This is a genomic window from Kineosporia rhizophila (assembly GCF_021277265.1).
GTDB lineage: Bacteria > Actinomycetota > Actinomycetes > Actinomycetales > Kineosporiaceae > Kineosporia > Kineosporia rhizophila.
In genome coordinates, this window is record NZ_JAJSOH010000042.1 from 25,010 (window position 1) to 51,791 (window position 26,782).

At 68.4% G+C, this 26,782-nt stretch carries 24 protein-coding genes; 13 read left to right on the forward strand and 11 right to left on the reverse strand.

Features of this window, described 5'->3' with window-relative positions:
* Window positions 1-5 precede the first annotated feature (5 nt).
* Window positions 6-368: a nuclear transport factor 2 family protein gene (locus LWF15_RS33230; RefSeq protein WP_232814962.1), complete on the reverse strand. Its 363-nt coding sequence runs from the start codon at window positions 366-368 to the stop codon at window positions 6-8.
* A gap of 78 nt (window positions 369-446) precedes the next feature.
* Here LWF15_RS33230 and LWF15_RS33235 point away from each other — a divergent pair, with 78 nt between their 5' ends.
* The 3 genes from LWF15_RS33235 to LWF15_RS33245 all read left to right on the forward strand — a co-directional run bounded on the left by LWF15_RS33235 (window position 447) and on the right by LWF15_RS33245 (window position 6,451).
* Entirely contained in the window at window positions 447-1,241 is a 795-nt protein-coding gene (locus tag LWF15_RS33235; RefSeq protein ID WP_232814963.1) for a MerR family transcriptional regulator, read from the forward strand.
* 370 nt (window positions 1,242-1,611) lie between these two features.
* Window positions 1,612-3,936 (forward strand): galactose-binding domain-containing protein, encoded by a 2,325-nt coding sequence (locus LWF15_RS33240; protein WP_232814964.1) that lies wholly within the window; start codon window positions 1,612-1,614, stop codon window positions 3,934-3,936.
* A gap of 310 nt (window positions 3,937-4,246) precedes the next feature.
* Window positions 4,247-6,451, forward strand: coding sequence for an MMPL family transporter (locus LWF15_RS33245; protein ID WP_232814965.1), 2,205 nt, complete (start codon window positions 4,247-4,249; stop codon window positions 6,449-6,451).
* A gap of 62 nt (window positions 6,452-6,513) precedes the next feature.
* Here LWF15_RS33245 and LWF15_RS33250 read toward each other — a convergent pair whose 3' ends face one another.
* Window positions 6,514-6,651 carry an MFS transporter small subunit gene (locus LWF15_RS33250; protein ID WP_232814966.1) on the reverse strand — a complete coding sequence of 46 codons (138 nt, stop codon included), beginning with the start codon at window positions 6,649-6,651 and terminating at the stop codon, window positions 6,514-6,516.
* A 22-nt stretch (window positions 6,652-6,673) separates the two neighbouring features.
* A complete protein-coding gene (locus tag LWF15_RS33255; protein WP_232814967.1) occupies window positions 6,674-8,047 on the reverse strand; it encodes an L-lactate MFS transporter in 1,374 nt (457 codons plus the stop codon).
* 174 nt (window positions 8,048-8,221) lie between these two features.
* Between LWF15_RS33255 and LWF15_RS38315 the strand changes: the two genes are divergently transcribed.
* The 3 genes from LWF15_RS38315 to LWF15_RS33265 all read left to right on the forward strand — a co-directional run bounded on the left by LWF15_RS38315 (window position 8,222) and on the right by LWF15_RS33265 (window position 11,628).
* The gene (locus LWF15_RS38315) at window positions 8,222-8,497 is read left to right on the forward strand and encodes an FmdB family zinc ribbon protein (RefSeq protein ID WP_408624533.1); all 276 of its coding nucleotides are present in this window, start codon (window positions 8,222-8,224) and stop codon (window positions 8,495-8,497) included.
* Window positions 8,498-8,521: 24 nt separating this feature from the next.
* Entirely contained in the window at window positions 8,522-9,778 is a 1,257-nt protein-coding gene (fmdA, locus tag LWF15_RS33260; RefSeq protein WP_232814968.1) for a formamidase, read from the forward strand.
* A gap of 269 nt (window positions 9,779-10,047) precedes the next feature.
* Window positions 10,048-11,628, forward strand: coding sequence for a TROVE domain-containing protein (locus LWF15_RS33265; RefSeq protein ID WP_232814969.1), 1,581 nt, complete (start codon window positions 10,048-10,050; stop codon window positions 11,626-11,628).
* 455 nt (window positions 11,629-12,083) lie between these two features.
* On the opposite strand, the gene LWF15_RS33270 is transcribed toward LWF15_RS33265, so the two are convergent.
* From LWF15_RS33270 to LWF15_RS37130, 5 genes are all read right to left on the reverse strand, one after another.
* Entirely contained in the window at window positions 12,084-13,127 is a 1,044-nt protein-coding gene (locus LWF15_RS33270; protein ID WP_232814970.1) for a hypothetical protein, read from the reverse strand.
* Between the two features lie 141 nt (window positions 13,128-13,268).
* Window positions 13,269-13,961 carry a hypothetical protein gene (locus tag LWF15_RS33275; RefSeq protein ID WP_232814971.1) on the reverse strand — a complete coding sequence of 231 codons (693 nt, stop codon included), beginning with the start codon at window positions 13,959-13,961 and terminating at the stop codon, window positions 13,269-13,271.
* Between the two features lie 9 nt (window positions 13,962-13,970).
* Window positions 13,971-14,330 carry a hypothetical protein gene (locus tag LWF15_RS33280; protein ID WP_232814972.1) on the reverse strand — a complete coding sequence of 120 codons (360 nt, stop codon included), beginning with the start codon at window positions 14,328-14,330 and terminating at the stop codon, window positions 13,971-13,973.
* 107 nt (window positions 14,331-14,437) lie between these two features.
* Complete coding sequence (locus LWF15_RS33285; RefSeq protein ID WP_232814973.1) at window positions 14,438-14,821, reverse strand: hypothetical protein; 384 nt, start codon at window positions 14,819-14,821, stop codon at window positions 14,438-14,440.
* A 458-nt stretch (window positions 14,822-15,279) separates the two neighbouring features.
* On the reverse strand, window positions 15,280-17,553 hold the full coding sequence (locus LWF15_RS37130) for a rhamnogalacturonan lyase (RefSeq protein ID WP_408624540.1): 2,274 nt from the start codon (window positions 17,551-17,553) through the stop codon (window positions 15,280-15,282).
* Window positions 17,554-18,192: 639 nt separating this feature from the next.
* Between LWF15_RS37130 and LWF15_RS33295 the strand changes: the two genes are divergently transcribed.
* The 3 genes from LWF15_RS33295 to katG all read left to right on the forward strand — a co-directional run bounded on the left by LWF15_RS33295 (window position 18,193) and on the right by katG (window position 21,347).
* Window positions 18,193-18,459: a GlsB/YeaQ/YmgE family stress response membrane protein gene (locus tag LWF15_RS33295; RefSeq protein WP_232814974.1), complete on the forward strand. Its 267-nt coding sequence runs from the start codon at window positions 18,193-18,195 to the stop codon at window positions 18,457-18,459.
* Between the two features lie 201 nt (window positions 18,460-18,660).
* Window positions 18,661-19,116, forward strand: a complete 456-nt coding sequence (locus tag LWF15_RS33300) for a Fur family transcriptional regulator (RefSeq protein WP_232814975.1) — start codon at window positions 18,661-18,663, stop codon at window positions 19,114-19,116.
* Complete coding sequence (gene katG / locus LWF15_RS33305; protein WP_232814976.1) at window positions 19,113-21,347, forward strand: catalase/peroxidase HPI; 2,235 nt, start codon at window positions 19,113-19,115, stop codon at window positions 21,345-21,347. The genes LWF15_RS33300 and katG overlap by 4 nt, the downstream gene beginning before the upstream one ends.
* Window positions 21,348-21,417: 70 nt before the next feature.
* On the opposite strand, the gene LWF15_RS33310 is transcribed toward katG, so the two are convergent.
* Window positions 21,418-21,792 carry a nuclear transport factor 2 family protein gene (locus tag LWF15_RS33310; RefSeq protein WP_232814977.1) on the reverse strand — a complete coding sequence of 125 codons (375 nt, stop codon included), beginning with the start codon at window positions 21,790-21,792 and terminating at the stop codon, window positions 21,418-21,420.
* A 144-nt stretch (window positions 21,793-21,936) separates the two neighbouring features.
* Between LWF15_RS33310 and LWF15_RS33315 the strand changes: the two genes are divergently transcribed.
* Window positions 21,937-22,761, forward strand: a complete 825-nt coding sequence (locus LWF15_RS33315) for a helix-turn-helix transcriptional regulator (protein ID WP_232814978.1) — start codon at window positions 21,937-21,939, stop codon at window positions 22,759-22,761.
* Between the two features lie 59 nt (window positions 22,762-22,820).
* Here LWF15_RS33315 and LWF15_RS33320 read toward each other — a convergent pair whose 3' ends face one another.
* Complete coding sequence (locus tag LWF15_RS33320; protein ID WP_232814979.1) at window positions 22,821-23,429, reverse strand: TetR/AcrR family transcriptional regulator; 609 nt, start codon at window positions 23,427-23,429, stop codon at window positions 22,821-22,823.
* A gap of 93 nt (window positions 23,430-23,522) precedes the next feature.
* Between LWF15_RS33320 and LWF15_RS33325 the strand changes: the two genes are divergently transcribed.
* The gene (locus LWF15_RS33325; RefSeq protein WP_232814980.1) at window positions 23,523-24,539 is read left to right on the forward strand and encodes a hypothetical protein; all 1,017 of its coding nucleotides are present in this window, start codon (window positions 23,523-23,525) and stop codon (window positions 24,537-24,539) included.
* Window positions 24,540-24,647: 108 nt separating this feature from the next.
* Here LWF15_RS33325 and LWF15_RS33330 read toward each other — a convergent pair whose 3' ends face one another.
* Entirely contained in the window at window positions 24,648-25,487 is an 840-nt protein-coding gene (locus LWF15_RS33330) for an SDR family oxidoreductase (RefSeq protein ID WP_232814981.1), read from the reverse strand.
* A gap of 175 nt (window positions 25,488-25,662) precedes the next feature.
* On the opposite strand from LWF15_RS33330, the gene LWF15_RS33335 reads away from it, so the two are divergent.
* Window positions 25,663-26,307: a LysE family translocator gene (locus LWF15_RS33335; RefSeq protein WP_232814982.1), complete on the forward strand. Its 645-nt coding sequence runs from the start codon at window positions 25,663-25,665 to the stop codon at window positions 26,305-26,307.
* Window positions 26,308-26,317: 10 nt separating this feature from the next.
* The gene (locus LWF15_RS33340; protein WP_232814983.1) at window positions 26,318-26,698 is read left to right on the forward strand and encodes an ester cyclase; all 381 of its coding nucleotides are present in this window, start codon (window positions 26,318-26,320) and stop codon (window positions 26,696-26,698) included.
* The last annotated feature ends 84 nt before the right edge of the window (window positions 26,699-26,782 follow it).

The following is a 26,782-nucleotide window of genomic DNA, read 5'->3' on the forward strand; positions in this document are numbered from 1 at the left end:
TCCGGTCAGGATCCGTGATTGGCGATGACGAGTTCGCTGATGACGTCGTCGCGGAGCGAGAACCGGTAGCCGAGGTCGGCCACGCCGCCCGGGAAGGTTCCTTCGAGGCGAAGGGTCACCACCCAGTGGTCGTCGTCGACGCGGGCCGCACCGATCTGCTCGGTCGTGTACTGGAACTCGGAGCCGGCGTCGCTCAGGAATGCGCGGATCTGCTCCCGGCCACGGAAGGACTCGCTCTGGTCGACGATCACCGCGTCCTCGGCGAGGAAGGACAGGGCCGTGCCGGCGTCGCGAGCGATGTGGGCGGCCAGGAATTCTCGGACTGTGCTGGGGAGGGAGTCGGACCGGAGGTTGCCGTGTTGTGTCATGAGCCCACCGTGGGACCTCGCGTCAGCGGAGGGTCAAGCGCTGGACTCTCCCCCGGGGAGAGGGTCCAGACTGCGGGGGTGCTGACCATCGGAGAGTTCTCGCGCCTGACCCACCTGAGCGTGCGGACCCTGCGCCGCTATCACGAAGGTGCCCTGCTGGAGCCCGCGGTGGTGGACGAGAGCACCGGCTACCGCTACTACGCCGTCGAGCAGATCCCGACCGCGCAGGTCATCAACCGGCTCCGCGAACTCGACGTGCCCCTGGGTGACGTGCAGCGGATCCTGCGGTCCCCGGACCCGGGTGTCCGCGCGACCCTGGTCGCGGATCACCTCCAGCGGCTGGAGGCTGAGCTCGATCGCACCCGGGCCGCGGTCGCGTCACTGCGTCGCCTGCTGCGACCCGCCCCCGCTCCGATCGAGGTCGAGCTGCGCGCCGAGCCCGCCCGCACGGTCGCGGCGGTGACCGACGTGATCGGCGAGAGCGATGTCGACGCCTGGTACGCGGGTGCAATGGCCGAACTGCAGGCGGCCGTCGGCGACGCCGTGACCGGGCCTCCGGGAGGCAGCTACGACAATGCTCTGTTCGAGCAGGGCCGCGGCCAGGTGATGCTCTACCTACCGACGGCCGCCCCACCTGGCACCGGGCGGGTGCACGCCGCGACCCTGCCCGCCGCGGAACTGGCGGTCACCACCCATGTCGGCGAGCACAACGGCATCGAGGTCACCTACGGCGAGCTCGGTACCTGGGTCGTGGAGAACGCGATGTCGGTGGCGGGGCCGGTGCGGGAGGTCTACCTGGTCGGCCCTCGGGACGTGAGCGATCCGGCCGCCTGGCGCACCGAGATCGGGTGGCCCGTGTTCCGCGTGACCTGATCAGATCAGCCCTCGGCCCCTTTCCGTCGCTTGCCGTCCTACCGCCAGGAACCCGACGCCAAGGCGCAAGCCACTTGCAACACTTGCTCCGGCTCGTCGGCGGATCCCGTGGTCAATCCGGAGTACGCGCAGCAGCGCCCACCCGCCCTCTGCGGCCCGTCCCCAGGCGTGAGCAGCAGCGACGTCCCTGTCCCGGTTCCTCTGCGCACACGGCAATATTCGACGAAATGCCGACAGCTTTCTTTCATTCATACATTTCTTGCAAAAGGACACTACGGGTGACTACCGTTTCAAGAGCGCCTGCGTATCCGAAAAGCACTTCCCTGACCGCTTTCTCGTGGGCTGCACTCTTGAGCAAAGGAGCTCAACCATGTTCACAGTTCGCCGGAGGGCGGTGGCCGCCCTGACGGTCACCGGCCTCCTCTGCGCAACGGTCACCGCCGTGAGCGCTGCAGCTCAGACCAACGCCCCGGACGAGGCCGGCCAGCAGAAGGCCTCCGCGTCCGCAGCGATCTCCCCCATCGGCATACCCGGGCGGGGAGCCTCAGTCCCGTTCCGCGAGATCGAGGCCGAGGACGCCGCCACCAACGGCACCGTGATCGGCCCAGACCGCACCTACGGTCGTCTGCCTTCCGAGGCGTCCGGACGCAGGGCGGTGACCCTCGACGCCAACGGCGAGTACGTGGACTTCACCCTTCCCGCCGCCGCCAACTCGATGGTGCTGCGCTACAGCCTGCCCGATAACGCGGCAGGCACCGGGCGGGACGCCTCACTGGCCGTGGAGACCGGCGGCCAGAAGCTCACCGATCTGGCCGTGACCTCCAGATACGGCTGGTACTACGGCGGTTACCCGTTCAGCAACTCTCCCGGCAACAACCCGCACCACTTCTACGACGAGGCCCGCACCCTGTTCGACCGCACGCTGCCGGCCGGCAGCGTGGTGCGCGTCCGGGTGACCTCCACCGCCGCCTCCCCCACCTTCACCATCGACCTGGCCGACTTCGAGAACGTGGCCGCCCCTGCGAGCGCACCGGCCGGTGCGCTCAACATCGTGACCGGCTACGGCGCCGATCCGACCGGGGCCGCCGATGCCACCAGCGCCGTCCAGCGGGCCGTGAACGACGGCCGCAGCCAGAACAAGACCGTCTGGATCCCCAAGGGCACGTTCAGGGTGACCGGCCACATCATCGTCGACGGGGTGACCGTCGCCGGAGCCGGCCCCTGGCACAGCGTGCTGACCGGTACCGGGGTAGGGGTCTACGGCAAGTACGTGGGCGAGGGCGGGCCCAGCACGAACGTCACGCTCCGGGACTTCGCCATCCTCGGCGAGGTCAAGGAGCGCAACGACAGCGCCCAGGTGAACGCGATCGGCGGGGCGATGAGCAACTCCGTCGTGGACAACGTCTGGATGCAGCACACCAAGGTCGGGGCCTGGATGGACGGCCCGATGACGAACTTCACGATCAGGAACAGCCGGATCCTGGACCAGACCGCCGACGGGGTGAACTTCCACCGGGGCGTCACCGACTCGACCGTGACCAACACCTTCGTGCGCAACATGGGCGACGACGGCCTGGCCATGTGGGCCGAGACCGACGACAACGTCCGGAACACCTTCTCGCGCAACACCGTCGTGGTCCCGGTGCTGGCCAACAACATCGCCGTCTACGGCGGCGAGGACATCTCGGTCACCGACAACGTCGTGTCCGACACCGTCACCAACGGCGGTGGCATCCACGTCGGCAACCGCTACCCCGGTGTCCAGGGCAGTACCGCCGTGCAGGGCCGGTTCACGATCAGCGGCAACACCCTGATCCGGGCCGGTAACTCCGACTACAACTGGAACTTCGGGGTCGGGGCGATCTGGTTCAACGGCCTGAACCAGCCGATCAGCGGGGCCGACATCCGGGTCAGCAACACCGACATCATCGACAGCTCCTACTCGGCCATCCATTTCATCGAGGGCAGCACCAGCGGCGTCAGCTTCTCCGACGTGAACATCAACGGCACCGGCACCTTCGCCCTACAGCTGCAGAGCCCGGGAGCGGCCAGCTTCACCAACGTCAAGGCCACCAACATCGGCTACAGCAACCCGATCTACAGCTGCACAGGCTCCGGCTTCACCATCACGCAGGGCGCCGGCAACTCCGGCTGGTACACCGGTACCCCCTACTGCGGCCCGTGGCCCGCGCCCAACTACAGCGGCGGCAACAACAACCCGACGCCCACGCCGACCACCCCTACCCCCACGCCGACCACGACCACGCCCCCGGCGAACGGCAACCTGGCCGCCGGCAAGAACGTCAACGCCACCAGCTTCACTGACGTCTACCGGGCCACCAACGCGGTCGACGGCAACACCTCCACCTACTGGGAGAGCTCGAACAACGCCTTCCCGCAGTCCATCACCGTCGATCTCGGTTCAGCTCAGGCGGTGGGCCGGGCCGTGGTCAAGCTCCCGCCCCCGGCCGCCTGGGGTGCTCGCAGCCAGACCATCGCCGTGTCCGGCTCCACCGACAACACCTCCTACTCCAGCGTCGTGGCGGCCAAGTCGTACAAGTTCGACCCGGCCACCGGCAACAGCGTCACGATCGCCGTCCCCTCCACGAACACCCGCTACCTGCGCCTGACCTTCACGGCCAACACCGCCTGGCCGGCCGGGCAGGCGTCCGAGGTGGAGGTGTACGCCCGCTGAACGAACGCTGACCGATCCTGGGGCCCGTTCCCCCGGGCCCCAGGATCCAGCGAAAGCGCCTCGGGTCAGCCCCATCCGCATGTGCGGTTTTCGTAACGACCTGACGCCCGCCTCCCTCTTCTGAAAGCCCAACACCCGTGTGCCGGTGCCCACCAACGGCATGCTGGTCGCCCGACGGCCCTTGCAATATTCCGTGGGATCTGATCCCCCGGCCTTAGTAGGGTCCTCGTGTTACGTATGGGGCTTTTGCCGTGTCTGCACGCAGACCCGGTGATGGCGCGCCGTAGGGCGTGCGATGGAGGGGTAAGCAGTGAATCGCGTTTTCAGAGGTCTGGGGCACCTCGTGGCCCAGCGCCCGTGGTGGGTCCTCGGCTCCTGGGTGGTCTTCGCGGTCCTGGTGGTGGCCACGGCGCCGACCGTGACCGCCACCACCGACCAGGCCGACTTCCTGCCCAACAGCTACGACTCGATCAAGGGCTACGAGCTGATCGAGGACGCCTTCCCGCAGCAGGAACAGGCGGGCGCCACGATCGTCTTCGACCGCAGCGACGGCGCCGCACTGACCGAGCAGGACCTGGCCAAGATCGGTGAGATCACCCAGAGCCTGCAGCTGGGCGACGCGTTCGGCACGGTGGGTCAGCCCACTCCCTCGCCGAGCAACGAGGCGGCGATCGTCAACATCGGCCTGGCGCCGGACGCCACCGGCCAGGACCCGGAGGAGTTCGAGCAGGTCGCCGATCTGCGCGAGGACTTGGACGAGGCGGTCGAGGGGTCCGGGCTGAACGAGGGGGTCACCGGTTCGCTGGCCCAGGCCTACGACCAGACCCAGTCCGGCCAGAACGCCGAGGCCATCGTGTTCGTGGCCACCATCCTGCTGATCGTCGTGCTGCTCGGGATCATCTTCCGCAGCGTGCTGATCGCGTTCATGCCGCTGGTGCTGGTCGGCATCGTCTCGGCCGTCGCCGGCGGCCTGATCTCGATGGTGGAGAAGGCGTTCGACCTCAACCACGACCCGTCCACCAGCGTCATCCTGATCGTGGTGCTGTTCGGTATCGGGACCGACTACATCCTGTTCTTCCTCTACCGCTACCGCGAGGCCCGGCGCGACGGCATCGAGCACCGGGCCTCGGTGGCCCGCTCGATCGAGCGGGCCGGTGAGGCCATCGCCTCGGCCGGTGGCGCGGTGTTCGTGGCATTCATGACGCTGGTGCTCTCCACCCTGGGGATCTTCCAGTCGATCGGTCCCTCACTGGCGATCGCGGTCGCGGTCACCGCGGTCGCGGCGCTCACCCTGGTTCCGGCCACGGTGACGGTGCTGAACCGGGCGCTGTTCTGGCCCTCGAAGAAGTGGCGGGAGCCGCCGCGCGGCACCCGGTTCGCGGCCGTCGGCGCCTCGCTGGGCCGGCACCCGGTGCGTTACGCGGCGGGCTCGGGTGCGTTCCTGATCGTGCTGTCGGTGTTCGCCCTGCAGTTCCAGCCCAGCTTCGACCTGGGCGAGAGCAGTTCGGCCTCCGACGTGGAGTCGGCCACCGCCACCGCGACGATGGAGGAGAAGGGCTTCAGCGCCGGGGCGACCGACCCGACGCCGATCGTGCTGCACCGCAACGACGGTCAGGCGCTGGCCGAGGACGCGGTGGCCACGTTCAGCGAGCAGATCGCCGCGGTCGACGGCGTCGGGCAGGTCACCGATCCGGTGATCTCCCCAGACAACCCCAGCACCGCGATGATCATGACCATCCTGGAGAACGACTCGGCCTCCGACGCGGCGCTGGCGACGGTCAAGGACGACCTGCGCCCGGCGGCCGACGAGGCGGCACCGGAGGGGACGGTCGCCTACGTGGCCGGCACCGCCGGGGTGTTCGTCGACTTCCAGGCCGCGATGAACCGGGACTACTCGGTGGTCTTCCCGGTCGCCGCCGTGATCATCTTCCTGATCCTGGCGGTGCTGCTGCGCAGCCTGGTCGCGCCCTGGTACCTGATGCTCTCGGTCGGCCTCGGCTTCGCCGCCACCCTGGGCGCCGCCGTCCTGGTCTTCCAGAACATCAAGGGCGAGGAAGGCCTGATCTTCCTGCTGCCGATCTACATCTACCTGTTCGTGGTCGCGCTCGGCACCGACTACAACATCCTGATGGTGGCCCGGCTGCGCGAGGAGGCCCGGGACGGCCGGAGCCCGAGGGACGCGGCGGCGAAGGCGGTCGAGCACGCCGGCCCGACCATCGCCGCGGCCGGTGTGATCCTGGCCGGCACGTTCGCCTCGCTGATGCTGGCCGGCAACTCGCTGCTGACCACGATGGGCTTCGCGGTGTCGTTCGGCATCTTCATCGCCGCGTTCGTGATGTCGATGTTCTTCACCCCGGCCCTGACCGCGCTGCTGGGCCACGCGGCCTGGTGGCCCGGGCACGGGGACACTGCTCCTCCCGGTCACTCCGGCGAGAAGCGGGAACCGGGAGAGCCGCGCGAACCCGGTGACCCGGGTGAGCCCGTCCGGCCGGTCGAGCCGGAACACAGCTCGTAAGTCGCCCGAACGCGAAGAAGGGGGTCCCACCCGAACCCGGGTGGGACCCCCTTCTTGTGTGTTCAGCCTCCGAACAGGGCGGTCACCTTCTGCGCGGTCTCGAAGATGCCGTAGGCCAGTGCCACACCGACGATCACCCACAGGGCGATCGCGGCGACCGCCGCACCCTGGGTACCAGCGGCCTTCACTTCGTCACTCATCGCGTTCCTCGTCTTCCGAAAATCAGGCCGTCTTACCGGGAATCGCGTCTCCGGCGGCCGCCGGGGCGGTCTGCCGGGCACTGCCGATCGAGCGCACCAGGGCGTTGGCCACGAATCCGACCACCATGATCGCCACCATGATGGCGAAGGACAGCGTGTACAGGTCCGCGCCCTCCTTGCCGTCGGCGATCTGGGCGTCGGCCACGGCGTTGACCACCAGCGGCCCGGCCACCCCGGCGGCCGACCAGGCGGTCAGCAGCCGGCCGTGGATGGCGCCGACCTGCAGACCACCGAAGAGGTCCTTCAGGTAGGCCGGGATGGTGGCGAAGCCGCCGCCGTAGAAGCTCAGGATCAGGCAGGCGGTGGCCACGAACAGGCCCACGCTGCTGGTGCCGCTCAGCGCCAGCACCAGGTACAGCAGAGCCCCGACACCGAGGTAGACCGCGTAGACGGGCTTGCGGCCGATGGTGTCGGAGGTGGTGGACCAGACGAAGCGGCCGGCCATGTTGCACAGCGACAGCAGACCCACGAAGCCTGCGGCCTCGGTGGCGTCCACGTCGGAGAAGAAGTCCTGGATCATCGGCGCGGCCTGCTCGAGGATGCCGATGCCCGCGGTGACGTTGCAGAACAGCACCGTCCAGAGCAGCCAGAACTGCGGCGTGCGGATGGCCTGGTCGGCCGTCAGGTCAGCCGGCGCTCCCCCACCCAGACCGGGGCGACGGGCAGCAGCGGTCACGGCCGAGGCGGAGCTGAAGCCCGGAGGCGTCCAGTCGGCGGCCGGAACCCGGATCACCCAGGCGCCCAGCGCCATCATCACCGCGTAGATCACGGCCAGCGTGAGCATGGTCGGGGCGATCGCGTCTTCCGGAGCGTCCGCGTAGCGCGCCAGCAGTTCACTGGTCAGCGGGGAGGCGACCAGTGCCCCACCACCGAAGCCCATGATGGCCAGGCCGGTGGCCAGACCGGGCCGGTCGGGGAACCACTTGATCAGCGTGGACACCGGGGAGATGTACCCGATGCCCAGGCCGATCCCGCCGATCACGCCGTAGCCCAGGTAGACCAGCCAGAGCTGGTTCGAGGCCACGCCCAGCGCGCTGACCAGGAAGCCGGTGACCCAGCAGAGCGCCGAGACGGCCATCGCCTTGCGCGGGCCGTTGCGCTCCACCCAGGTCCCGCCGAAAGCGGCCGACAGCCCGAGCATGACGATCGCGATCGAGAACACGATCCCGATCGCTGTCAGGCTGGAGTCGAAGTGGGTGACCAGGGGGCCCTTGAACACGCTGAACGCGTAGACCTCACCGATCGACAGATGCACCGCGAGCGCGGCGGGAGGCACCAGCCACCGGTTGTAACCGGGAGGGGCTACGGTGCGTTCACGGTCGAGAACTGACGGCATTGTGGGTTCGCTTCCTAAATGCTCTCCGTTGGGCGTTTCGGGAACAGGCTGGCACAAGTGAGGCCGAAGGGCCTCTTGTGATCAGCTCCGGAATCCGGTCCAAACCGGCAAACCCTTGCCAACCGCGGGCACCGGTGATGTCCTACCGGATGGGCCCGTCGTCGCGGAGGTGCCATGCCACTGTACGAATTCCGTTGCAGTGCCTGCGGTTCGTTCGAGCGCACCTTCCCGATGAGCACCGTGCCCCCGTCCCTGGCCTGCCCGGACTGCGCGGAACCGGCCGCCCGGCGCCCCGGTGGTTCACCGGGTCGCGGCTCCTCCCCCGTCGCCCGTGCCGTCGAAGCCACTCACCGCAGCGCTCACGAGCCCGCCGTGGTCCGGCAGCCTCCACCCGGACCCGGCCACCGCGTGAGCCGCGATCCCCGCCATGCCCAGCTCCCTCGTCCTTAGTTCGCTCTTCGAAGGAGGATCTACATGCCCGAACTGCTGTACCCCCTCGACTCGACGAAGCGTTTCACCGACCAGGAGAAGGTGGGCCACAACCGCTGGCACCCCGACATCCCGCCGGCGGTGACCGTGCGGCCGGGCGACGAGTTCCGGGTGCACGTGCGCGAATGGTTCGACGGCGCGATCGTCAACGACGACTCGGCCGAGGACATCCTGAACGCACCGCTGAGCACCGTGCACTGTCTTTCGGGACCGTTCGCCGTGCAGGGCGCCAGACCCGGCGATCTGCTGGTCGTCGACATCCTCGACGTCGGCCCGATCCCGCAGGAAGACAGCGGGCCGCTGGCCGGGCAGGGCTGGGGCTACACCGGCATCTTCGCCACCGACAACGGCGGCGGCTTCCTCACCGAGCGCTTCCCCGACGCGTACAAGGCGATCTGGGACTTCAGCGGCCATGTCGCGACTTCCCGCCATGTCCCGGGGGTTTCGTTCACCGGAATCATGCACCCGGGTCTGATGGGCACGGCGCCGTCTGCGGCCCTGCTGGCCAAGTGGAACGCCCGCGAAGGCGCCCTGATCGCAACCGATCCCAACCGCGTCCCCCCGCTGGCGCTGCCCCCTCTGCCCACCGACGCCGTCCTCGGGTCGTTGACCGGAGACGCCTTCACCCGGGCCGCCGCCGAAGCAGCCCGCACCGCACCGCCTCGTGAGAACGGCGGCAACCAGGACATCAAGAACCTGACGCGCGGCTCGCGGGTGTTCTATCCGGTGTTCGTCGACGGCGCGAACCTCTCGGTCGGTGATCTGCACTTCTCCCAGGGCGACGGGGAGATCACGTTCTGCGGGGCGATCGAGATGGGTGGCTTCATCGATCTGCGGGTCGACCTGATCCCGGGCGGGATGAGCACGTACGGGGTCTCGGAGAACGCGATCTTCATGCCCGGGAACGAAGGGCCGGTCTACTCGGACTGGCTGGCGTTCTCGGGAACTTCGGTCACGCTCGACGGTGAGCAGCGCTATCTCGACTCACAGCTGGCTTTTCAGCGGGCCTGCCTGCACGCCATCGACTACCTGACCAAGTTCGGCTACTCGCCGGAGCAGGCCTACCTGATCCTGGGCGCCGCGCCGATCGAGGGGCGGTTCTCGGGCGTGGTCGACATCCCCAACGCCTGTGCCACGGTGTATCTGCCCACCGCGATCTTCGACTTCCCGGTGACACCCTCGGTGCACGGGCCGGCGCAGATCGACCCGGGCATCGGCGCACCGCACGCCTCCCGCGGGTAATTCGCTTGCTGCGCCCGGAAAGAGCCTGGGAGTCTTGGTCCGGCACGAAGCGCCGGTGAGAGACCCCTCGCCGACACCGAACTCGTGCTCACAACCGGATCCCGAAGCGCAGACGCGGGTTACTTCGACTCCTAATCGGCATGTCGCGGGTTCGAATCCCGTCGCCGGGACCAACGCCCCGGTGTAGCTCAGCCTGGTAGAGCAGCTTGTACCTTCGTCGCCCAGGATCTCGGGATCCGGTTGTGAGCACGTCCTGAACAGGAAGCGTCATGACCAAGTTCTCGTCGAAGGCCGCGGGCCGGGCCGCGGTCGCCTCTCCGGTGCGCAGCAGCCCCGGCCGCGCGTCCACGCACGAGGGCGGTCGGGGTTTCCGGCGCAGTGCCAAGGCGGAACTGTTCCTGCTCGCCGTCTCGAACATGGTGTCCGAGGACTCGTTCTACGAGGGCAGCCGGGAGCGCGACGAGCGTTTTCGGACGCTGGTGCGGGCGGTGACGCTCGAGGACCCTTCGTGGGTGGCGCGTTTCGTTCCGTACCTGCGGGGCGTCATGAACATGCGTTCGGCCGCGGTCGTGATGGCGGCCGAGTACGCCCTGACGCTGCGCACGGCGCCGGATCCGGTTCGCGCGCAGGCACCTTCGGTGCGTTCGGTGATCTCGGCAGCGATGCTCCGCGCGGACGAGCCGGTCGAGTTCATCGGGTACTGGAAGCTCCGCACGGGCCGGGTGACACTGCCGGGCGGGGTGCAGCGTGGCGTAGCAGACGCCGTGGCGCGGCTTTTCACCGAGTACGCCGCACTGAAGTACGACGGCAAGAGCCGGGGCATCCGCCTGGGCGACGTGATCGAGCTCGCGCACCCCTCGGCCCAGACTCCGGCGCAGGGCCAGCTGTACCAGTACCTGCTCGACCGCCGTCATCACCCGGACGAGATCCGGGCCGACCTGGATCAGCTACCGATGATCCGGGCCAACCTCGCGCTCGACAACATTCCCGCGCAGCAGCGGCGCTCCTTCCTGGGTGGCGCTGACGCACCGGCGAAATTGAAGGACGCCGGGGTCACCTGGGAGGAGCTGTCCGGCTGGGTGGGTGGTCCGATGGACGAGCAGACCTGGCGGGCGGTGCTGCCGTCGATGGGCTTCATGGCGCGGCTGCGCAACCTGCGCAACTTCGACCAGGCCGGGCTCAGCGACGCTGACGTGGCCCCGGTCGTGCGCATGCTGACCAGCCGGCCGAGCGTCGCCCGATCGCGTCAGCTGCCGTTCCGGTTCCTGGCTGCCTCCCGGGCCGCGTCCGCCTCGCGCTGGGCGCAGCCGCTGGAGCAGGCCCTCAACCTGAGCCTGGCCAACGTGCCGGCCCTCCCGGGCCGCACGCTGGTGCTGGTGGACCGCTCCGGCTCGATGTGGGCACCGCTGTCGCAGCGCTCCGACCTGATCCGGGCCGATGCAGCCGCGATCTTCGGCACCGCCCTCGCGGTACGGGCCGAGCAGGCCGACCTCGTGCAGTTCGGCTTCAAGAGCCACCAGGTCGCCTTCACCAAGGGCCGGTCGGTGCTGCGGGTGCTCGAGGAGTTCGAGGAACTGGGCGGCACCTACACGGCCGAGGCCCTGCGTAAGCACTACGCCGGGCACGACCGGGTGGTCGTGGTGACCGACGAGCAGGTGGCCCACGGCCAGGACGTGGACCGGGCCGTGCCACCCCACGTGCCCATGTACACCTGGAACCTGGCCGGCTACCGGGTCGGCCACGCTCCCTCGGGCAACGCCAACCGGCACGTCTTCGGCGGGCTGAGCGACGCCGCCTTCGCCATGATCCCGCTGCTCGAGGTTGGCCGGTCGCAGGACTGGCCGTTCTGACCACCGCCGGACGATTCGTAATGTTGCCGCGCTGAGCACCGTTGAGAAAGTCCCGCGAGACCGCAACGGCCGACCTCGGGTGGTCGAATCATCGTTGTCATCGGGCGGGCCTCGGTTGTCGCAGTGATTGGAAAAAGGTGCTCTATCTGACCCTCTCCGCCGACTATTTGTCCCCCAGCCTCGTGGAGCTCGAAAGAGGGGCCGTGAGCGACGACGAGTTGGGGCTTCCTCCGACTCTCCGAGAATCTTTGCGAGCCTGGAACGGCCAATATCAGGCAATTATTCAGATGAGCCCTGAGCAACGGGGTCAGCCCGGGACGCGCCTTGAGATCGACCGGCTCGACCGGCTGGGGTTGGCTCTCGTGTCTCAGCTGACCGGCCACCTTCCTCGGGGATCGAAGGTGAGCTACTTCAGCGAGGGTCTGCTGAGGCGCCGGGACCGCATGGATTAGCGCTCAGTCGGTCGGGTACGGCACGAGGTAGGGCGGCAGCGTGCGCTCGGGGTCGTAGGGGGTGAGCCAGCTGTCGAAGGCGAGGGACACGTCGGCGTCGATGGGCTCGGCCGGGTCGCTGAGGTCGTCGAGGTCGTCGTCCAGCTCGTAGAGCAGCGCGGCCTCGGGCTTGGTGACCAGGGTGCTCAGGAGCAGTTCGCGCCACTGCGGGGGCAGGTCGATCTGGACCGCGTCGGCAATCTCCTCGGCGGTGTCGAGGAGTCGGTAGAACGCCAGGTCCTGGGCCAGGCAGGCGGGTTCGCACCAGGCCCCGGTCAGGCGCGTGGTCAGGTCGATGACGGCCACGACGAAGGCCCGCACCCACTCCGGGGTGTAGCGCTCGCGGTAGCGGGCGGGCAGGCCGGCCAGCTGGGGCAGGTCGTCGAACTCCAGGCCCAGCGGGATCCCGCTCTCGCCGTTCTCCAGGGCGTCCTCGTAGGCGGCCTCGAGCAGGTGCAGTTCGTCGAAGAGCTGGTCGAGCATCAGGTCGGCGCCCTGGATCAGGCAGCCGGCCAGGGCCTCGGCGCGGCGCAGGGCCTCCCCGCGGGCCGGGCCGCCCGGGCCGTCCAGGTCCTCGGTGGTGAGCGCGGCGGCGGGCAGACCGCGCAGCAGGCCGGCGGCGGCGTAGATCGAGGCCTGGTGGTCCGGCACTCCAGGCTCCGGCTCGGCGGTAACCGGACTGTCCAACCGCGGATCCGGACATTCCGACACTTTTACCTGATACAACCAGTCTGCGAGCTCGGGCGCCGACTCCATCAGGGCGATGCCCGCGGTCTGCGCCACCGCCTGGATGTCCTCCGCCGAGCGGTCCTCGTCGATCACCGTCAGCAGCACCGTGAGCTCGTCCGCGTCGACCGCGTACCTGCTGAAAGACAGCGGCAGACCGCCCAGATGCATCATCGCCAACGACGTCGCCCCGACCCGGGTGACCGCCCCGGTCGGCCCCGCCTGGGGCGGTGGCACGAGGCGGACACGCAGGTTCCAGCTGCCGTTCATCGGGCGGTCCATCCGCAGATCAGACCAGGCAGCGACCAGCCAGGACCAGTCCTCACTTGGGCGGCCGGGTTGATGCCCCGACATTCCCGCCAAAAGCGTTGGTGCCCCGCCGTCAGCTGGCAGCGGGGCACCAACAACGAGACGATTCTGCGGCTACTCTCGGCCGGGCGCCACGCGCATCGCCAGATCGGTGATCATCCCGATGATGCGCTGGGTGTCTGCCTTAAGCCCTCCGATCTCCGCCTTCATCTCCACCTGTTCGGCCCGGATCTCTGCCTGGCCGATCTTGAGCTCCTCCTGACCCGCCTTCAGGTCCTGGACATCGGTCTTCAAGACCTGAACATCGGTCTTCAGGTCCTGGACATCGGTCTTCAAGACCTGAACATCGGTCTTCAGGACCTGAACATCGGTCTTCAGGACCTGAACATCGGTCTTCAAGACCTGAACATCGGTCTTCAGGACCTGGACATCGGTCTTCAGCTCGCGCACATCGGCCCGCAGCTCGTCCTGACCGACCTTCAGCTCACGGACATCGATCCGCAGGCCGGTCACCTCGTCCTGCACCCTGTGCTGCCCCTGGCGCAACTCGGCCAGATGATCCTGCTGCACCTCGAGAATTCTGCTGTGAGATCGCACCACGGCAATGAGGCTACCCTCCGGCGCCGTGACGACCCCGTCCTCGAGCCCGAGTACCTCTTCCACCATGATCATCCGGCGCTCCAGATCTGCCATCGCTGAACCCCGCCCTTCGGCATTCGGTGAGTCAGCGGAGCACCCCCGCTCCGCATTCAGGAATATGCCACACAGTTCGTGATAATCCCAATTGCCTGAGCGGTCGTCACCCACTCCCCGTAGCTACGCAGGCTCAGCGCGCTGCCAGTGCTGCACCCACGCCTTCTCCTGCGCGTAGCCGACCTTGGTGGTGGCCAGGCCGCCGCCGGAGACGAACTCGACGGTCACCTTGGCGGCGACCATCTTGCACACCTTGTAGCTGCGGCCCTCGACCGTGTGGTCGTCCTGGTCGGTCCCGATCGAGACCCGCTTGCCCTTCGTGCCGAACGTCTTGGCCACCGACGCCTTCGACACGCCCTCCCTGACCTTGGCGAACTCCTCGATGGTGACGCAGGAGCCGGTCTTCGGAGCGGCATCGGCGGCCAGGGCCGTTCCGGTCAGCAGAGCCGTGGTGATGCCCAGAGCCATCAGAACTCGACGCATGGTTCCCCCTCGCGTGACGGCCGGGCCGACCCCGGCGCCCTGCTTGGACGCACGGGCGACGGGGTCGGTTCTCCCGAATCACGACTTTCTGGAACAGAGGGCCCAGGTCAGGCGCCGGCCATCCAGGACCAGTCCTCGAGAGCGGCCGAGTAGTGCACCTCTCCCCAGACCGCCCGCGGGTCGGCCTTCTCGCCGCCGTCCACCGACACCGACCGCACCAGGCCGTCCTTCTTCTCGGTGATACCCGCGTTCGACTTCGGGCAGAGACGGCCGGGCACCGACTCCACCTCCTCACACACCCGCACCGGGCCCTGCGGCCCGTCGAACTCGGCGCTGCGGGCGATCGAGGTCCGCACCCCCGCCTCGTCGTACACGTTGGCCACCGACCAGAACTTCTTCAGCTGGTAACCCTCGGGCAGCTCGACGGGCAGGGCGAGCTTCACTCCGCCACGGGCCTCGGCGTAGCCCGCCTTGACGAGCTCCCCTTGCACATCAGTATTTTCCTGTATCGCCCCGCAACCGACGGTGGTTGCCAGCACGGCCGCGACGACCGCGAGCGCTCTGAGCGCACGAGCACGCACGTTGGGTTCCCCTCCCGGATGTATCGGGCCGGCACGGACTCGGTGCCGACCTACGGGGCGAACATTCCCACATTGGCCGGTTTTTCGCACACAGGGTTTCCCCCTGGCGTGAAAGGTGAGACATGCGGGGCGGTTACGAAGTGATCCGCGCCAGTCACCGGTAGCGATTGCCGGAGGCGGCACAGTCACCCAAAGCGGATCAACCGCCTTGTCGCGGTGGGCACCGAGGTGCCCAAGGGCGTCCGTAAAAGCTCTTGAGAACACGACGACGAGCAGGCCCCACGCGAAGATCTGCCCGAAAGGCTTTCAAAATGCGGGAGCCGGCCACGGGAACGTCCCGTGACCGGCTCCTGTGTACGTACGGATTATCAGCGCCGGGTCAGCGGCACCTTCGCCCAGTCGGCCTCGGTCATGTCCGCGCCCAGGTAGAAGCCCGGGTAGGAGGGCTGGTTGTAGGTGGTCTGCTGGCGGGCCACCTCGGCCCGGTACTGCGGGTCGTGCATCAGCGTGTAGAGCTTGTGCTGGGTGACCTCGGTGCTGAGGTAGACCCGGATCGCCGTGCTGTCGGCGGTGCGCACCAGGAGCTCCTCGCGCCAGTCGCCGAACACGTCGGCGATCAGGCCCGCGTTGCCCTTGGTGCCGTTGTTGGCCAGCGTTCCGGTGGCGGTGAGCAGGTTTCCGCGCTTCCAGTCGTCGACCGTGGGCGTGGCCGTGCCCGAGCCGTTGAGGATCTGCGTGGTCAGGTCACCGGCCCAGCGGATGCTCTGGTTGGTGCCGGGGATCGTGCTGGTGACCACCTTGCCCTTGGCGGTGTGCAGGCCCAGCGCCTCCGAGCCACCGGGCATGCTGGCCCACGACTCCAGGCCGCGTTCCTCCGGCAGTACGTCACCGATCATGCCGCGCCCGGTGTCCCGGCCGGAGTAGGTGCCGAAGAGCACCTTGCCGTCCTCGGCCTGGCGCATCGCCAGGCCGTAGGGGGCGGAGGTGGCGCCCTCGTGCACGGTGAAGATCTCCAGGCCCGGCCGGTCGGGGTCGATGTCGGTCACGTGCATGGCGTCGCCGTGACCCAGCCGCGCGCTCACGCCCGGAGTGGCGCTCCCGGCCGGCATCTCGGCGAAGGACGAGTACAGCAGGCTTCCGTCATGGTCGATCGTGGCGCTGCCGTAGACGATCTCCTGCTTGCCGTCGCCGTCCACATCGGCCGCGCTGAGCGAGTGGAAGCCCTGCGTGGTGAGCTTGCCGAACTCCTTGCTGGTGCCGTCCACCCCGTGCGGGGAGTCGTTGAACGGGTTCTTCATCGGGGCGAAGCCGCTGTCGACGAACCACTGCTCGGTGAGCTTCTTGCCGTTCCAGCCGTAGGCCACCAGCGTGGTGCGGGTGTAGTAGCCACGGGCGAAGACCGCCGAGGGACGTCGGCCGTCCAGGTAGGCGACCCCGCTGAGGAAGCGGTCGACCCGGTTGCCCGGCTCGATCCGGGCCATCGCGTAGTCGCCCCACAGCAGGCCGTCGTCGGTGCGGCCGGGCTTGTAGTCGGCGGTCTGCAGTTCCTTGCCGGTGGCGCCGTCGAAGACGGTCAGGTACTCCGGGCCGTCGACGATGAAGCCCTCGAAGTTGCGCAGCACGTTGCGGGCGCTGCGGGAAGGGGCGTACACGTCCATGAAGTAGTCGGTCAGCTTCTCGGCGTCGGCCGTGCTGAGCGGGTACTGGTACTGCGGCTCGATCCCGAAGGCCTGCTCCAGCGTCTTGGGCCAGTTGCCCGCCACCACCTGCGGGTGCTTGTCCCAGCCCTGGAACAGTTTCACCACGTGCTGGTAGTAGCCGGCCTTGCTGAGCCGGTAGTCGTCGGAGTTGGCGTACCCGGCCTGCACATCTTTCTTGGGCAGGGTGACGAACTTTTCGGAGGTCACCTTCCCGGCCTTGTCGTAGCGGGTGACCTTGGTGCCGGGGGCGGTCTTGAACATCATCTCCGAGCGGCCGTCGCCGTCGAAATCGTAGACCAGGAACTGCGTGTAGTGCGCACCGGCCCGGACGTTCACCCCCAGGTCGATGCGATGCAGCAGGGTGCCGTCGATGCGGTAGGTGTCGATGTAGGTGTTGCCCGTGTACCCGACCTGCGAGACGTCCTTGGCGTTGCTCGGGTCCCACTTGACCACGTACTCGTACTCGCCGTCGCCGTCCACGTCGCCCACGCTCATGTCGTTGGCCGAGTAGGTGTAGGCCTCTCCGGCGGGCGTGGTGCCGTCGGCCGGCTTCTTCAGCGGCAGGTCGACACTTTCGCCGGTCCAGGCCTTCACGCTGGCGCTCTTGCCGAACTCCGAGCCCTTGCGCACCGGCACCACCCGGTAGGTGGCCTTCGGGTCGCCGGCCTTGTCCAGGTAGTTCGTGCTGTCCTTGACCGTGGCGATCTTCTTGCCGCCCCGGTACACGTTGAAGTCGGTGCCGGTCAGGCCGGTCGCGGAATGGCCGGTGGCCTCCTCCCCGAGCAGGCGCCAGCTCAGGAACACGCCTTCGTCGGTGGTGGCGGCGACCAGGCCGCGGTCGAGCTTCTCGAGCTGGGCCTTGGCCGGGGCGGCCGTCGCGGTGCCGGTTCCGGTCAGGATCAGGCCGAGCCCGGCGGTGGCGGCCAGCACTCCCCTGAGCAGTTTTGTTTGAGGACGCCGGTGGGCACCGTTTCTGCGACCGGCACCCCGCGGGGTGGCTGGGTCGAGCGGAAGGGGGCCATCGGGGCGGTAGGACCGGGGACTCGTCACTGGGTCTCCTCGAGCACTGGATCTCGTGTCCGGAGCGCGCGGATCTTGCTGCGGGCCGGATCGGCTGGGTAAGCGCTGTTCGCTTCTGGGACGGCGCTTCCGATGAATCGATTCAGGTGTGCGGGCCACAGCTTTGCCCGGGCATTTCACCCGCGTCAACGACTTTGCGGAAAGCGGTTACCGGTCGTTTTCCGAGATCCGGCGGTCATAGACGAGCGACGACGGTCACAGCAGAGTGGAACCTGACCAAGAAGAGCCGGAGCACGATGAGCGAACGCATCCCCGGTCTTTTCCGAGTTTCCGAATGCGGCCGGCATCCGCCTTACCTTCCAGGCATCAGCAAACCCTGCGCCAGGCACCGGAAGAAGGGGTGTGGTGCGATGCGGCCGCGGGAAAACCTTATTCTGAGCTGAATTCCCAGCTCAGAGGTACGGAATAGCCACCGAAATGCGAGCCTGTGAACCACTAAGTACGGTTGTTGCATCCCACCGGGACACTACTTTCAGCCCATCGGAAGGTTCTTTCCCCGTCATGTCGTTCATCTGGGCCATCATTGCCGGTCTGATCATCGGCTGCCTCGCCCGACTCGTTCTGCCGGGCAAGCAGTACATCCCCCTCTGGCTGACCATCGTCCTCGGCATCCTCGGCGCAGTCATCGGCAACGCCCTGGCCGGCGCTCTCGGCGTGGAGGACACCCGGGGCATCGACTGGATCCGCCACTTCCTGCAGATCGGTGCCGCCGCCCTGCTGATCGCGGCCATCGAGCCGTACTGGTCGCGCCGCTCCGTGAACCGCTGAGCCACTGGCACGTCCGGACCGGGCCACCCCTTGCACGGGTGGCCCGGTCTTTGCCGTTCTGACCGTGAACCGGTCGGGAACATGCCCAGGCCATCGGCCTGTCCGGCGCACCGGGCGGGCCGCTCAGGGTTAACTCGGCATTGGGACGACGCACTCCCCAGAAACTTGATTGACTCCAAACAAGTGCCCTAGGGTCGTCGCATGACGTCCGACCTCGAGGCCCAGCTGCGCTCGGTCTCGCTGCGCGTGACGCGACCTCGCGTGGCGGTGCTCAGCACCCTGCGCGACCACCCGCACGTGGACACCGACACGGTGATCCAGCTGGTGCGCGACGAACTGCCCACGGTCTCCCACCAGGCGGTCTACGACGTGCTCAAGGCGCTCACCGAGGCGGGCCTGATCCGGCGCATCCAGCCGATGGGGGCCACCGCCCGGTACGAGGCGCGGGTCGGCGACAACCACCACCACATCGTCTGCCGCAGCTGCGGCGCGATCGCCGACGTCGAGTGCGCCGTCGGCCACACCCCCTGTCTCACCGCCTCCGACAGCCACGGCTTCGTGGTCGACGAGGCGGAGGTCGTCTACTGGGGCACCTGCCCCGACTGCACGGCGATGCGCAACTCTCACCGAATTGCCAGTCCGGAAGGAAACAGATGAGCGACACCCAGGACCCGAAGGCCTCCGGCTGCCCGGTCGCGCACGACTCGGTGACCGCCACCGGGAGCGAGAGCGAGAACCCGGCGATCGACTCGCCGAAGCCGAAGGTGGACCACCCGCGTGGCAACCGGGACTGGTGGCCGAACCAGCTCGACCTGAGCGTGCTGCACGCGCACTCCTCCAAGGGCAACCCCCTGGGTGAGGACTTCAAGTACGCCGAGGCGTTCGCCGAGCTCGACGTCGAGGCCCTGAAGGCCGACATCACTGAGGTTCTGACCACCTCGCAGGACTGGTGGCCGGCCGACTTCGGGCACTACGGCGGCCTGATGATCCGGATGAGCTGGCACGCGGCCGGTACCTACCGGATCGAGGACGGCCGGGGTGGCGCCGGTGACGGCGGGCAGCGTTTCGCGCCGCTGAACAGCTGGCCGGACAACGCCAACCTGGACAAGGCCCGCCGCCTGCTGTGGCCGGTCAAGCAGAAGTACGGCCAGAAGGTCTCCTGGGCCGACCTCCTGGTCCTGGCCGGCAACGTCGCGCTGGAGTCGATGGGCTTCCAGACCTTCGGTTTCGCCTTCGGCCGCCCCGACGTGTGGGAGCCGGAAGAGATCTTCTGGGGCCCGGAGGACACCTGGCTGGCGGACACCCGCTATGTGTCCGAGAAGGACATGCTGCCGGGCGTCGGCGCCACCGAGATGGGCCTGATCTACGTCAACCCCGAAGGCCCGAAGGGCAACGCGGACTTCCGCCAGGCGGCCGAGTTCATCCGCCTGACCTTCGGCCGGATGGCGATGAACGACGAGGAGACCGTCGCGCTGATCGCCGGTGGTCACACCTTCGGCAAGACCCACGGCGCGCACACCGCCGACGTCGGCCCCGAGCCGGAGGCCGAGGGCATCGAGGCGCAGGGCCTGGGCTGGCTCAACCCGCACGGCACCGGTAAGGGCAAGGACACCATCACCTCCGGTATCGAGGTGACCTGGACCGACAAGCCCACCGAGTGGAGCAACCGGTTCTTCGAGATCCTCTTCGGTTACGAGTGGGAGCTCACCACCGGCCCCGGTGGCGGCAAGCACTACGTGGCCAAGACCGACGACGAGATCATCCCGGACGCCTACGACCCGGCCAAGAAGTACCGGCCGACGATGCTGACGACCGACCTGTCTCTGCGATTCGACCCGATCTACGGCCCGATCTCCAAGCGCTTCCTGGAGAACCCGGAGGAGTTCCGCCTGGCCTTCGCCAAGGCCTGGTACAAGCTCCTGCACCGTGACATGGGCCCGATCAGCCGCTTCCTCGGCCCGTGGGTGCCCGAGGCGCAGCTGTGGCAGGACCCGATCGCCGCGCCGCAGACCCCGCTGGTCTCCGACACCGACGTGAGCGCCCTCAAAGCCAAGGTGCTGGAGTCCGGCCTGAGCGTGGCCGAGCTGGTCCAGACCGCGTGGGCGAGCGCCGCCAGCTACCGCTCCACCGACAAGCGCGGTGGCGCCAACGGTGCCCGGATCGCCCTCGAGCCGCAGAGGAGCTGGGAGGTCAACCAGCCCGAGCAGCTGACCAAGGTGCTCGGCAAGCTGGAGGAGATCCGCAGCGAGTTCAACAGCGCCGGTGGCGCCCAGGTCTCCCTGGCCGACCTGATCGTCCTGGCCGGTTCGGCCGCGGTCGAGAAGGCCGCCAAGGACGCGGGCGTCGAGGTCACCGTGCCGTTCCACGCCGGCCGGGGTGACGCCACCCAGGAGCAGACCGACGTCGAGTCGTTCGCCGTGCTGGAGCCGCGGGCCGACGGGTTCCGCAACTACCTGCGCCCCGACGAGAAGACCCAGCCCGAGGTCCTGCTGGTCGACCGCGCGTACATGCTGAACCTGACCGCGCCGGAGATGACCGTGCTGGTCGGCGGTCTGCGGGCGCTGGGCAACAACTTCGGGGGCAGCCAGCTCGGCGTGCTCACCGACAAGCCCGGTCGGCTCACCAACGACTTCTTCATCAACCTGCTGGCCCCGGGCACCAAGTGGAAGGCCGCGGCCGAGGGCGAGCACGTCTACGAGATCCGTGACCTGGCCACCGACGAGGTCAAGTACACCGCCACCGCGGTGGACCTGGTCTTCGGTTCCAACTCCATCCTGCGCGCCCTCTCCGAGGTCTACGCCAGCGAGGACGCCAAGGCCAAGTTCGTCAAGGACTTCGTCGCGGCCTGGGTGAAGGTCATGGAGTCGGACCGGTTCGACCTGCGCTGAACCGCATGCTCTGAACTGATCCCGAGCGAAGGGGGTCCGGCCCACGGGGCCGGGCCCCCTTCGTCGTACCTCACATTGCCGGGGCACGGTCCAGGAAACCCAGCACCTGAGCGATCTTTCCGTCCGGGCCGGTGACCAGTACGTCGAATCCGACCACCACCGGCGGCGCCTGCTCGTTGCCGTCGCTCACCAGTTCCCAGGTGAACCGGAGCTGGTCGTGGTGGCCGTCCACCGGCCCGGCCAGGCGCAGGTGATGCCCGGCGAACTGCTGCTGTCCCTGGGCGATGACGGCCTCGATCCCGTCGGGACCCTGGACGCTGGCCAGGGGGTCGGTGAACACGCAGGTGGCGGCGAACAGGTCGCCGGCCAGCTCGCGGCGCCGGGCGGCGTCACCTTCGTTCCAGACCTGAAGGTACAGCTCGGCGAGGGCGGTGAAGTCGGTCATCGGTACCTCCGAAAGACGTTGCTGGCCTGCGGACACCGGGAATCCTCGCCGTCCTGCCGGCCGCGGTCGATGACCTGCGAGGTCAACCGGGCATGACCTGAAAGGTCATGTACGGCCCGACCCTCGGCGGTTATCGTCCAGACCATGACGACGACGGCAGGGGCGCCCCCGGTGGGGAATGCCGGGACCCTGATCCGCTGGTGGCGTGAGCGGCGCAGTCTGACCCAGCTTGAGCTGTCCGGGATCAGCGAGGTGTCCACGCGCCACCTGAGCTACGTCGAGACCGGGCGCGCCCGTCCCTCTCGCCGGCTGATCCTGCAGCTGTGTGAGCATCTGCATGTGCCCTTGCGGCGCCGCAACGACATTCTGCTCGCCGCGGGCTTCGCACCGGCCTACGCGGAGCATCGTCTGGCGGATACTCCTCTCGCTGCGGTGAATTCGGCCGTGACGGCGATCCTGTCCGCGCACGAGCCGCTGCCGGCATTGGCGGTGGACGGGCGGTGGGAGATGATCGCGGCGACCTCGTCGGTGGCGGCGCTGACCAAAAGGTGTGCGCCGGCACTGCTCGAGCCGCCGGTGAATGTGCTGCGGCTGAGTCTGCACCCCGACGGGATGGCCCCGGCGATCGTCAATCTCGGCCAGTGGCGGGCGCATCTGCTCTCCCGGCTGGGGGCACAAGTGCTGGCCGGGGGCGATCCGGTGCTGATGGAACTGCTGGCCGAACTGCGGGGCTATCCGGGCGGCGAGGAGGGTGGTGAGCACTTCGGCGCGACCGGCCCAGCCACGCAGGTGCTGATCCCGCTGCGCTACCGGGTCGACGGCACTGAGCTGTCGCTGCTGAGCACCACCACCGTCTTCGGCACCCCGACCGAGATCACCGTGTCCGAGTTGGCGATCGAGGCCTTCTACCCGGCCGACGCAGCTACTGCCACGGCCCTGGGGCTCAGTCCTGCCCGCTTTCCTGCTTGAAAGTGATCCACACAAAAGGGGCCGGAGCCGCCCGAGGCGGCACCATCGTCCTCAATTGATCAGTTGCTCTTCGAGCCCAGCAGAGCATGGACGCCGGCGACGTAGCCGTCCGCGCTGGTGCCGCGCACCAGCAGGTTCTGTACGAGGAAGCCTTGGGTCAGGCCGAGCATGGCCGACCCCACCTGTTCCAGGTCGGCGTCGGCGGGCAGGTTGCCGGCCGCTTGCCAGCGGCGGGCGGCCTCGACGTGGCGTGCCTTGAGGCCACTGAAGGCGAGGTGGGCACGTTCTGCGAGTTCGGGGCTGCGGATCGCCTCGGCCCAGACCTGCAGGGCCATCCGGGGCAGGTCCACCCCGATCACCTCGTTCCGGTTCGTGAGGGTACGCACGACCGTCTCGATGACCTCACCCGGTGAGGGCGCGGCCCGCTCGTCGTCGAGCAGGCGCCCGAAGATCTCGTCGGCGGTCTCCAGAGCCAGCTCCGACACTGCCCCGATCAGTTCCTCCTTGCTGCGGAAATAGCGGTAGACCGCCCCCGCCGACAGCTGCGAGGCACTGATCACGTCGGCCATCGACGTGGCATGGAAGCCGTTGCTGGAGAACAGGTTGGCTGCGGCCACGACGATCTGCCGGCGGCGCGCGGCGCGGTACTCCTCGGTGACGCGGGGCATCCGGCCACTCTAAAAGCGAACGTTCATTCTTGACAAGCAGGGACGTCCGTCCCTACTTTCGAAAGCGAACATCCGTTCTCTTTGGGAGACGCCATGAACCCCGATCAGCCGACGTACCGGTCCCCCTGGGCCCAGGTGGCCGCCGTGGTGGCGATGCTGACCGTCCTGATCAGCCTCGTGCTCACCGCCTTCGCCTGGCCCGCCGCCAAGTCCACCGTGCACGACGTACCGATCGCGGTGGCCGGGCCGACCGCGGCCACCCAACCGGTGATCGCCGCCCTGCAGCAGCGCGATGCCGACGCCTTCGACATCACCCAGGTGGCCGACACCGCCGCCGCCGAGACCGCCGTGCGCGAGCGCGAGGTCTACGGCGCGATCGACGTGAGCACCGGCACGCCCAGCGTGCTCATCGCCTCGGCCGCCTCCCCCGCCATCGCCCAGACCCTGCAGGCCGTGGCCGGCGGTCTCGGCCAGCAGCAGACGGCCACTGCGCAGGTGCGCGACCTTGCTCCCCTGCCCGCGGACGATCCTCGTGGTGCCGGTCTTTCCGCCGGTTCGCTGCCGCTGGTGCTGGGCGGCATGCTCGCCGCCGTCCTGCTGACCAGCCGCATCCGGGGCGCCGCCCAGCGCCTGGTCGGTGCCGCGGCCTACTCCGTGACCGGCGGTCTGGCCATGGCTGCCATCCTGCAGTTCGGGCTGGGCTCGCTGGAGGGCGACTACTGGGCGAACGCCGGGGCCATCGCCCTGGCGGTCGCAGCCACCTCGTTCACCATCCTCGGCCTGGAAGCTTTGCTGGGCACGGCCGGTTTCGCCATCGGCGCGGTCCTGATGATGCTGCTGGGCAACCCGCTTTCCGGGATGACCAGCGCCCCCGAGATGCTGCCGGGCATCTCGGGCCAGATCGGCCAGTTCCTGCCGCCGGGCGCGGCCGGGCACCTGCTGCGCTCCACCGCCTTCTTCGACAGCCACGACGTGACCCAGCCCGTCCTTGTCCTGACGGTCTGGCTCGTAGTCGGCGCTGCTCTGGTCACGGTCGCGGGGCTGCGCAGTCAGCGCCGTCGTACCTCATCTGCTGCCGAAAGCACGGTTGCGTCGCCCGTGACCGTGTGAGCCCGGCCGGAGAGCGTCGTGCTCTGCTTCTCATGATCAGGACCTTGCCCGCAGGCCTCGCACCTGAGGCCCGCGGGCTCGTCGCATCCGTCAGCGTGGCCGGAGGTTTCAGGAGAGGAAGTCCTGGCGATGGTCCTGGGCCCACTGCGCCAGCGGGCGGCCCTGGGTGCCGGTGATGGCAGACAGCGGCCGAGGCACGTCGGGCTCGTCGACCGTGTCCCGCCAGTAGTCCAGCAGCATGTCGATGATCTCGGCCGGCACGAACTGCCCGAACTCCTGGCGGAACTCCTCCTCGGTGATCTCCTGCGCCTCGATCGGCCGGCCCACAGCCTGAGCGATGGCCTCGATCTGCTGGCGGCGGGTCAGCGTGGCGGGGCCGGTGAGCAGGTAGGCCTTACCGGTGTGTTCGCCGCGCGCGAGCAGGAACGCCGCCGCCTCCGCCACATCCGCCTCGTGCACCGGGGCCTGCCCGGACGCCAGGTACGGGGCCCGGATCGGCCTGCCCGTCTTGACCGGGAACGCCCAGGCCAGCAGGTTGTTGGCGAAAGTGCCGGGGCGTAGCAGGGTGAAGTTGCCGGTCCGGCCGGAGACTGCCTTCTCCACTGCGAGATGGTGCCGGTGGCTGGCCGAGCCGATGTCGCGCGGGTGCTCGGCCGCCGCAGCCAGCGAGGAGAGCACCACGAAGCCCGAAACGCCTGCCGCCAGCGCGGACTCGACCAGATGGTCCACCCCGGCCTCCGCGGGAAACACGAAGACCTGATCGATCCCTTCGAACAACCCGGCCTCCAGCGGCGCGGCCAGATCCCCCGGCACCACCTCGGCCCCTGCGGGCAGCCCGGCCTGCTCCGGCCGACGGGTCAGCGCCCGCACCGACCGGCCCTGGGCGAGCAGATCGGCAACCAGACGGCGGCCCACGGCCCCGGTGGCGCCGGTGATCAGAATCGTCATGGCGGACGGGTCTCCTGTCTCGGAACGGATGATCGCCCGAGCGTAGGAAGCCATCAGGTCAGCTCGGTTCCTGATCACGTCACCGCATCGCGGTCCCAGGAAAAACGGGTGATCCCGGAACGCAGGTGTGACAGGCTCGCGACGGCCTCGTCCCCACCGAAAGGACCGCCTACTCATGGTTTCCGCTTCCGCCCTGGCCGGCGTCGCGCTGGTGGAACTCAGCCTGGTCCTGACCCCCGGCCCGAACATGATCTATCTGGTCTCGCGATCCATCACCCAGGGACGACGCGCGGGATTCGTGTCGCTGCTGGGCGTGGCGGCCGGGTTCTTCGTCTATCTGGCCGCCGCCACCGCCGGGCTGACCGCCATCTTCGTCGTGGTGCCCGGTGCCTACACAGCGCTGAAGTTCGTCGGCGCCGCGTACCTGCTCTACCTGGCCTGGCACGCCCTGCGTCCCGGCGGCACCAATGTCTTCGCCCCGGAGCAGGTCCCGGCCGACCCGCCCCGCCGGCTGTTCGTCATGGGTCTGGTGACCAACCTGCTCAACCCGAAGGTCGCGGTGCTCTACATGTCGCTGCTGCCGCAGTTCATCAACCCGCACGGCGGCTCCGTGGCGCTGCAGAGTCTGGCGCTGGGCTCGATGCAGATCCTGATCGCACTCATCGTCAACGGCCTGATCGTCTGCTCGGCCGGTTCCCTGGCCCGGTTCCTCTCACAACGGCCGGCCTGGATGCGTGGCCAGCGCTATCTGATGGGCGGCGTCCTGGGCGCCCTCGCTGTCCGACTGGCGACCGACCGCTCGCGCGCTGTGGCCGCGTGAGCGCGCACCGATGAGCGCCGACCAGTTCACCGAGTTGTACGAGTCCTATCTCGCGGCCTGCAACGACCGGGACTGGGATCGCCTGGCCACCTTCGTTCATTCGTCGGTCCTGGTGAACGGTGTGGTCCGCAGCCGGCAGGAGTACGTGGACGACATCCTGAAGACGACGCAGGTGTTCCCCGACTACTTCTGGGAACTGCAGCGGATGCTGCATCAGCCCCCGTGGTTCGCCGTCCACCTGCACACGCGCGGAACCCGGCATCAGCCGTTCCTGGGTGCCCCGGGCGATCAATCCGCGGTTGAGACCGACGAATTCGTCATGTACCGGGTCGCCGACGGTCATATCCATGAGGTCTGGGGTACCGCCGACAACGCGCGGCTGCGCCTGTGACTCTCGTCCCGAGGGGGGACCGATCCTGTCCGTGAACACCGAGGCCGACCCGGTGATCCGGTCACTCATTATTCCGATTCAGGA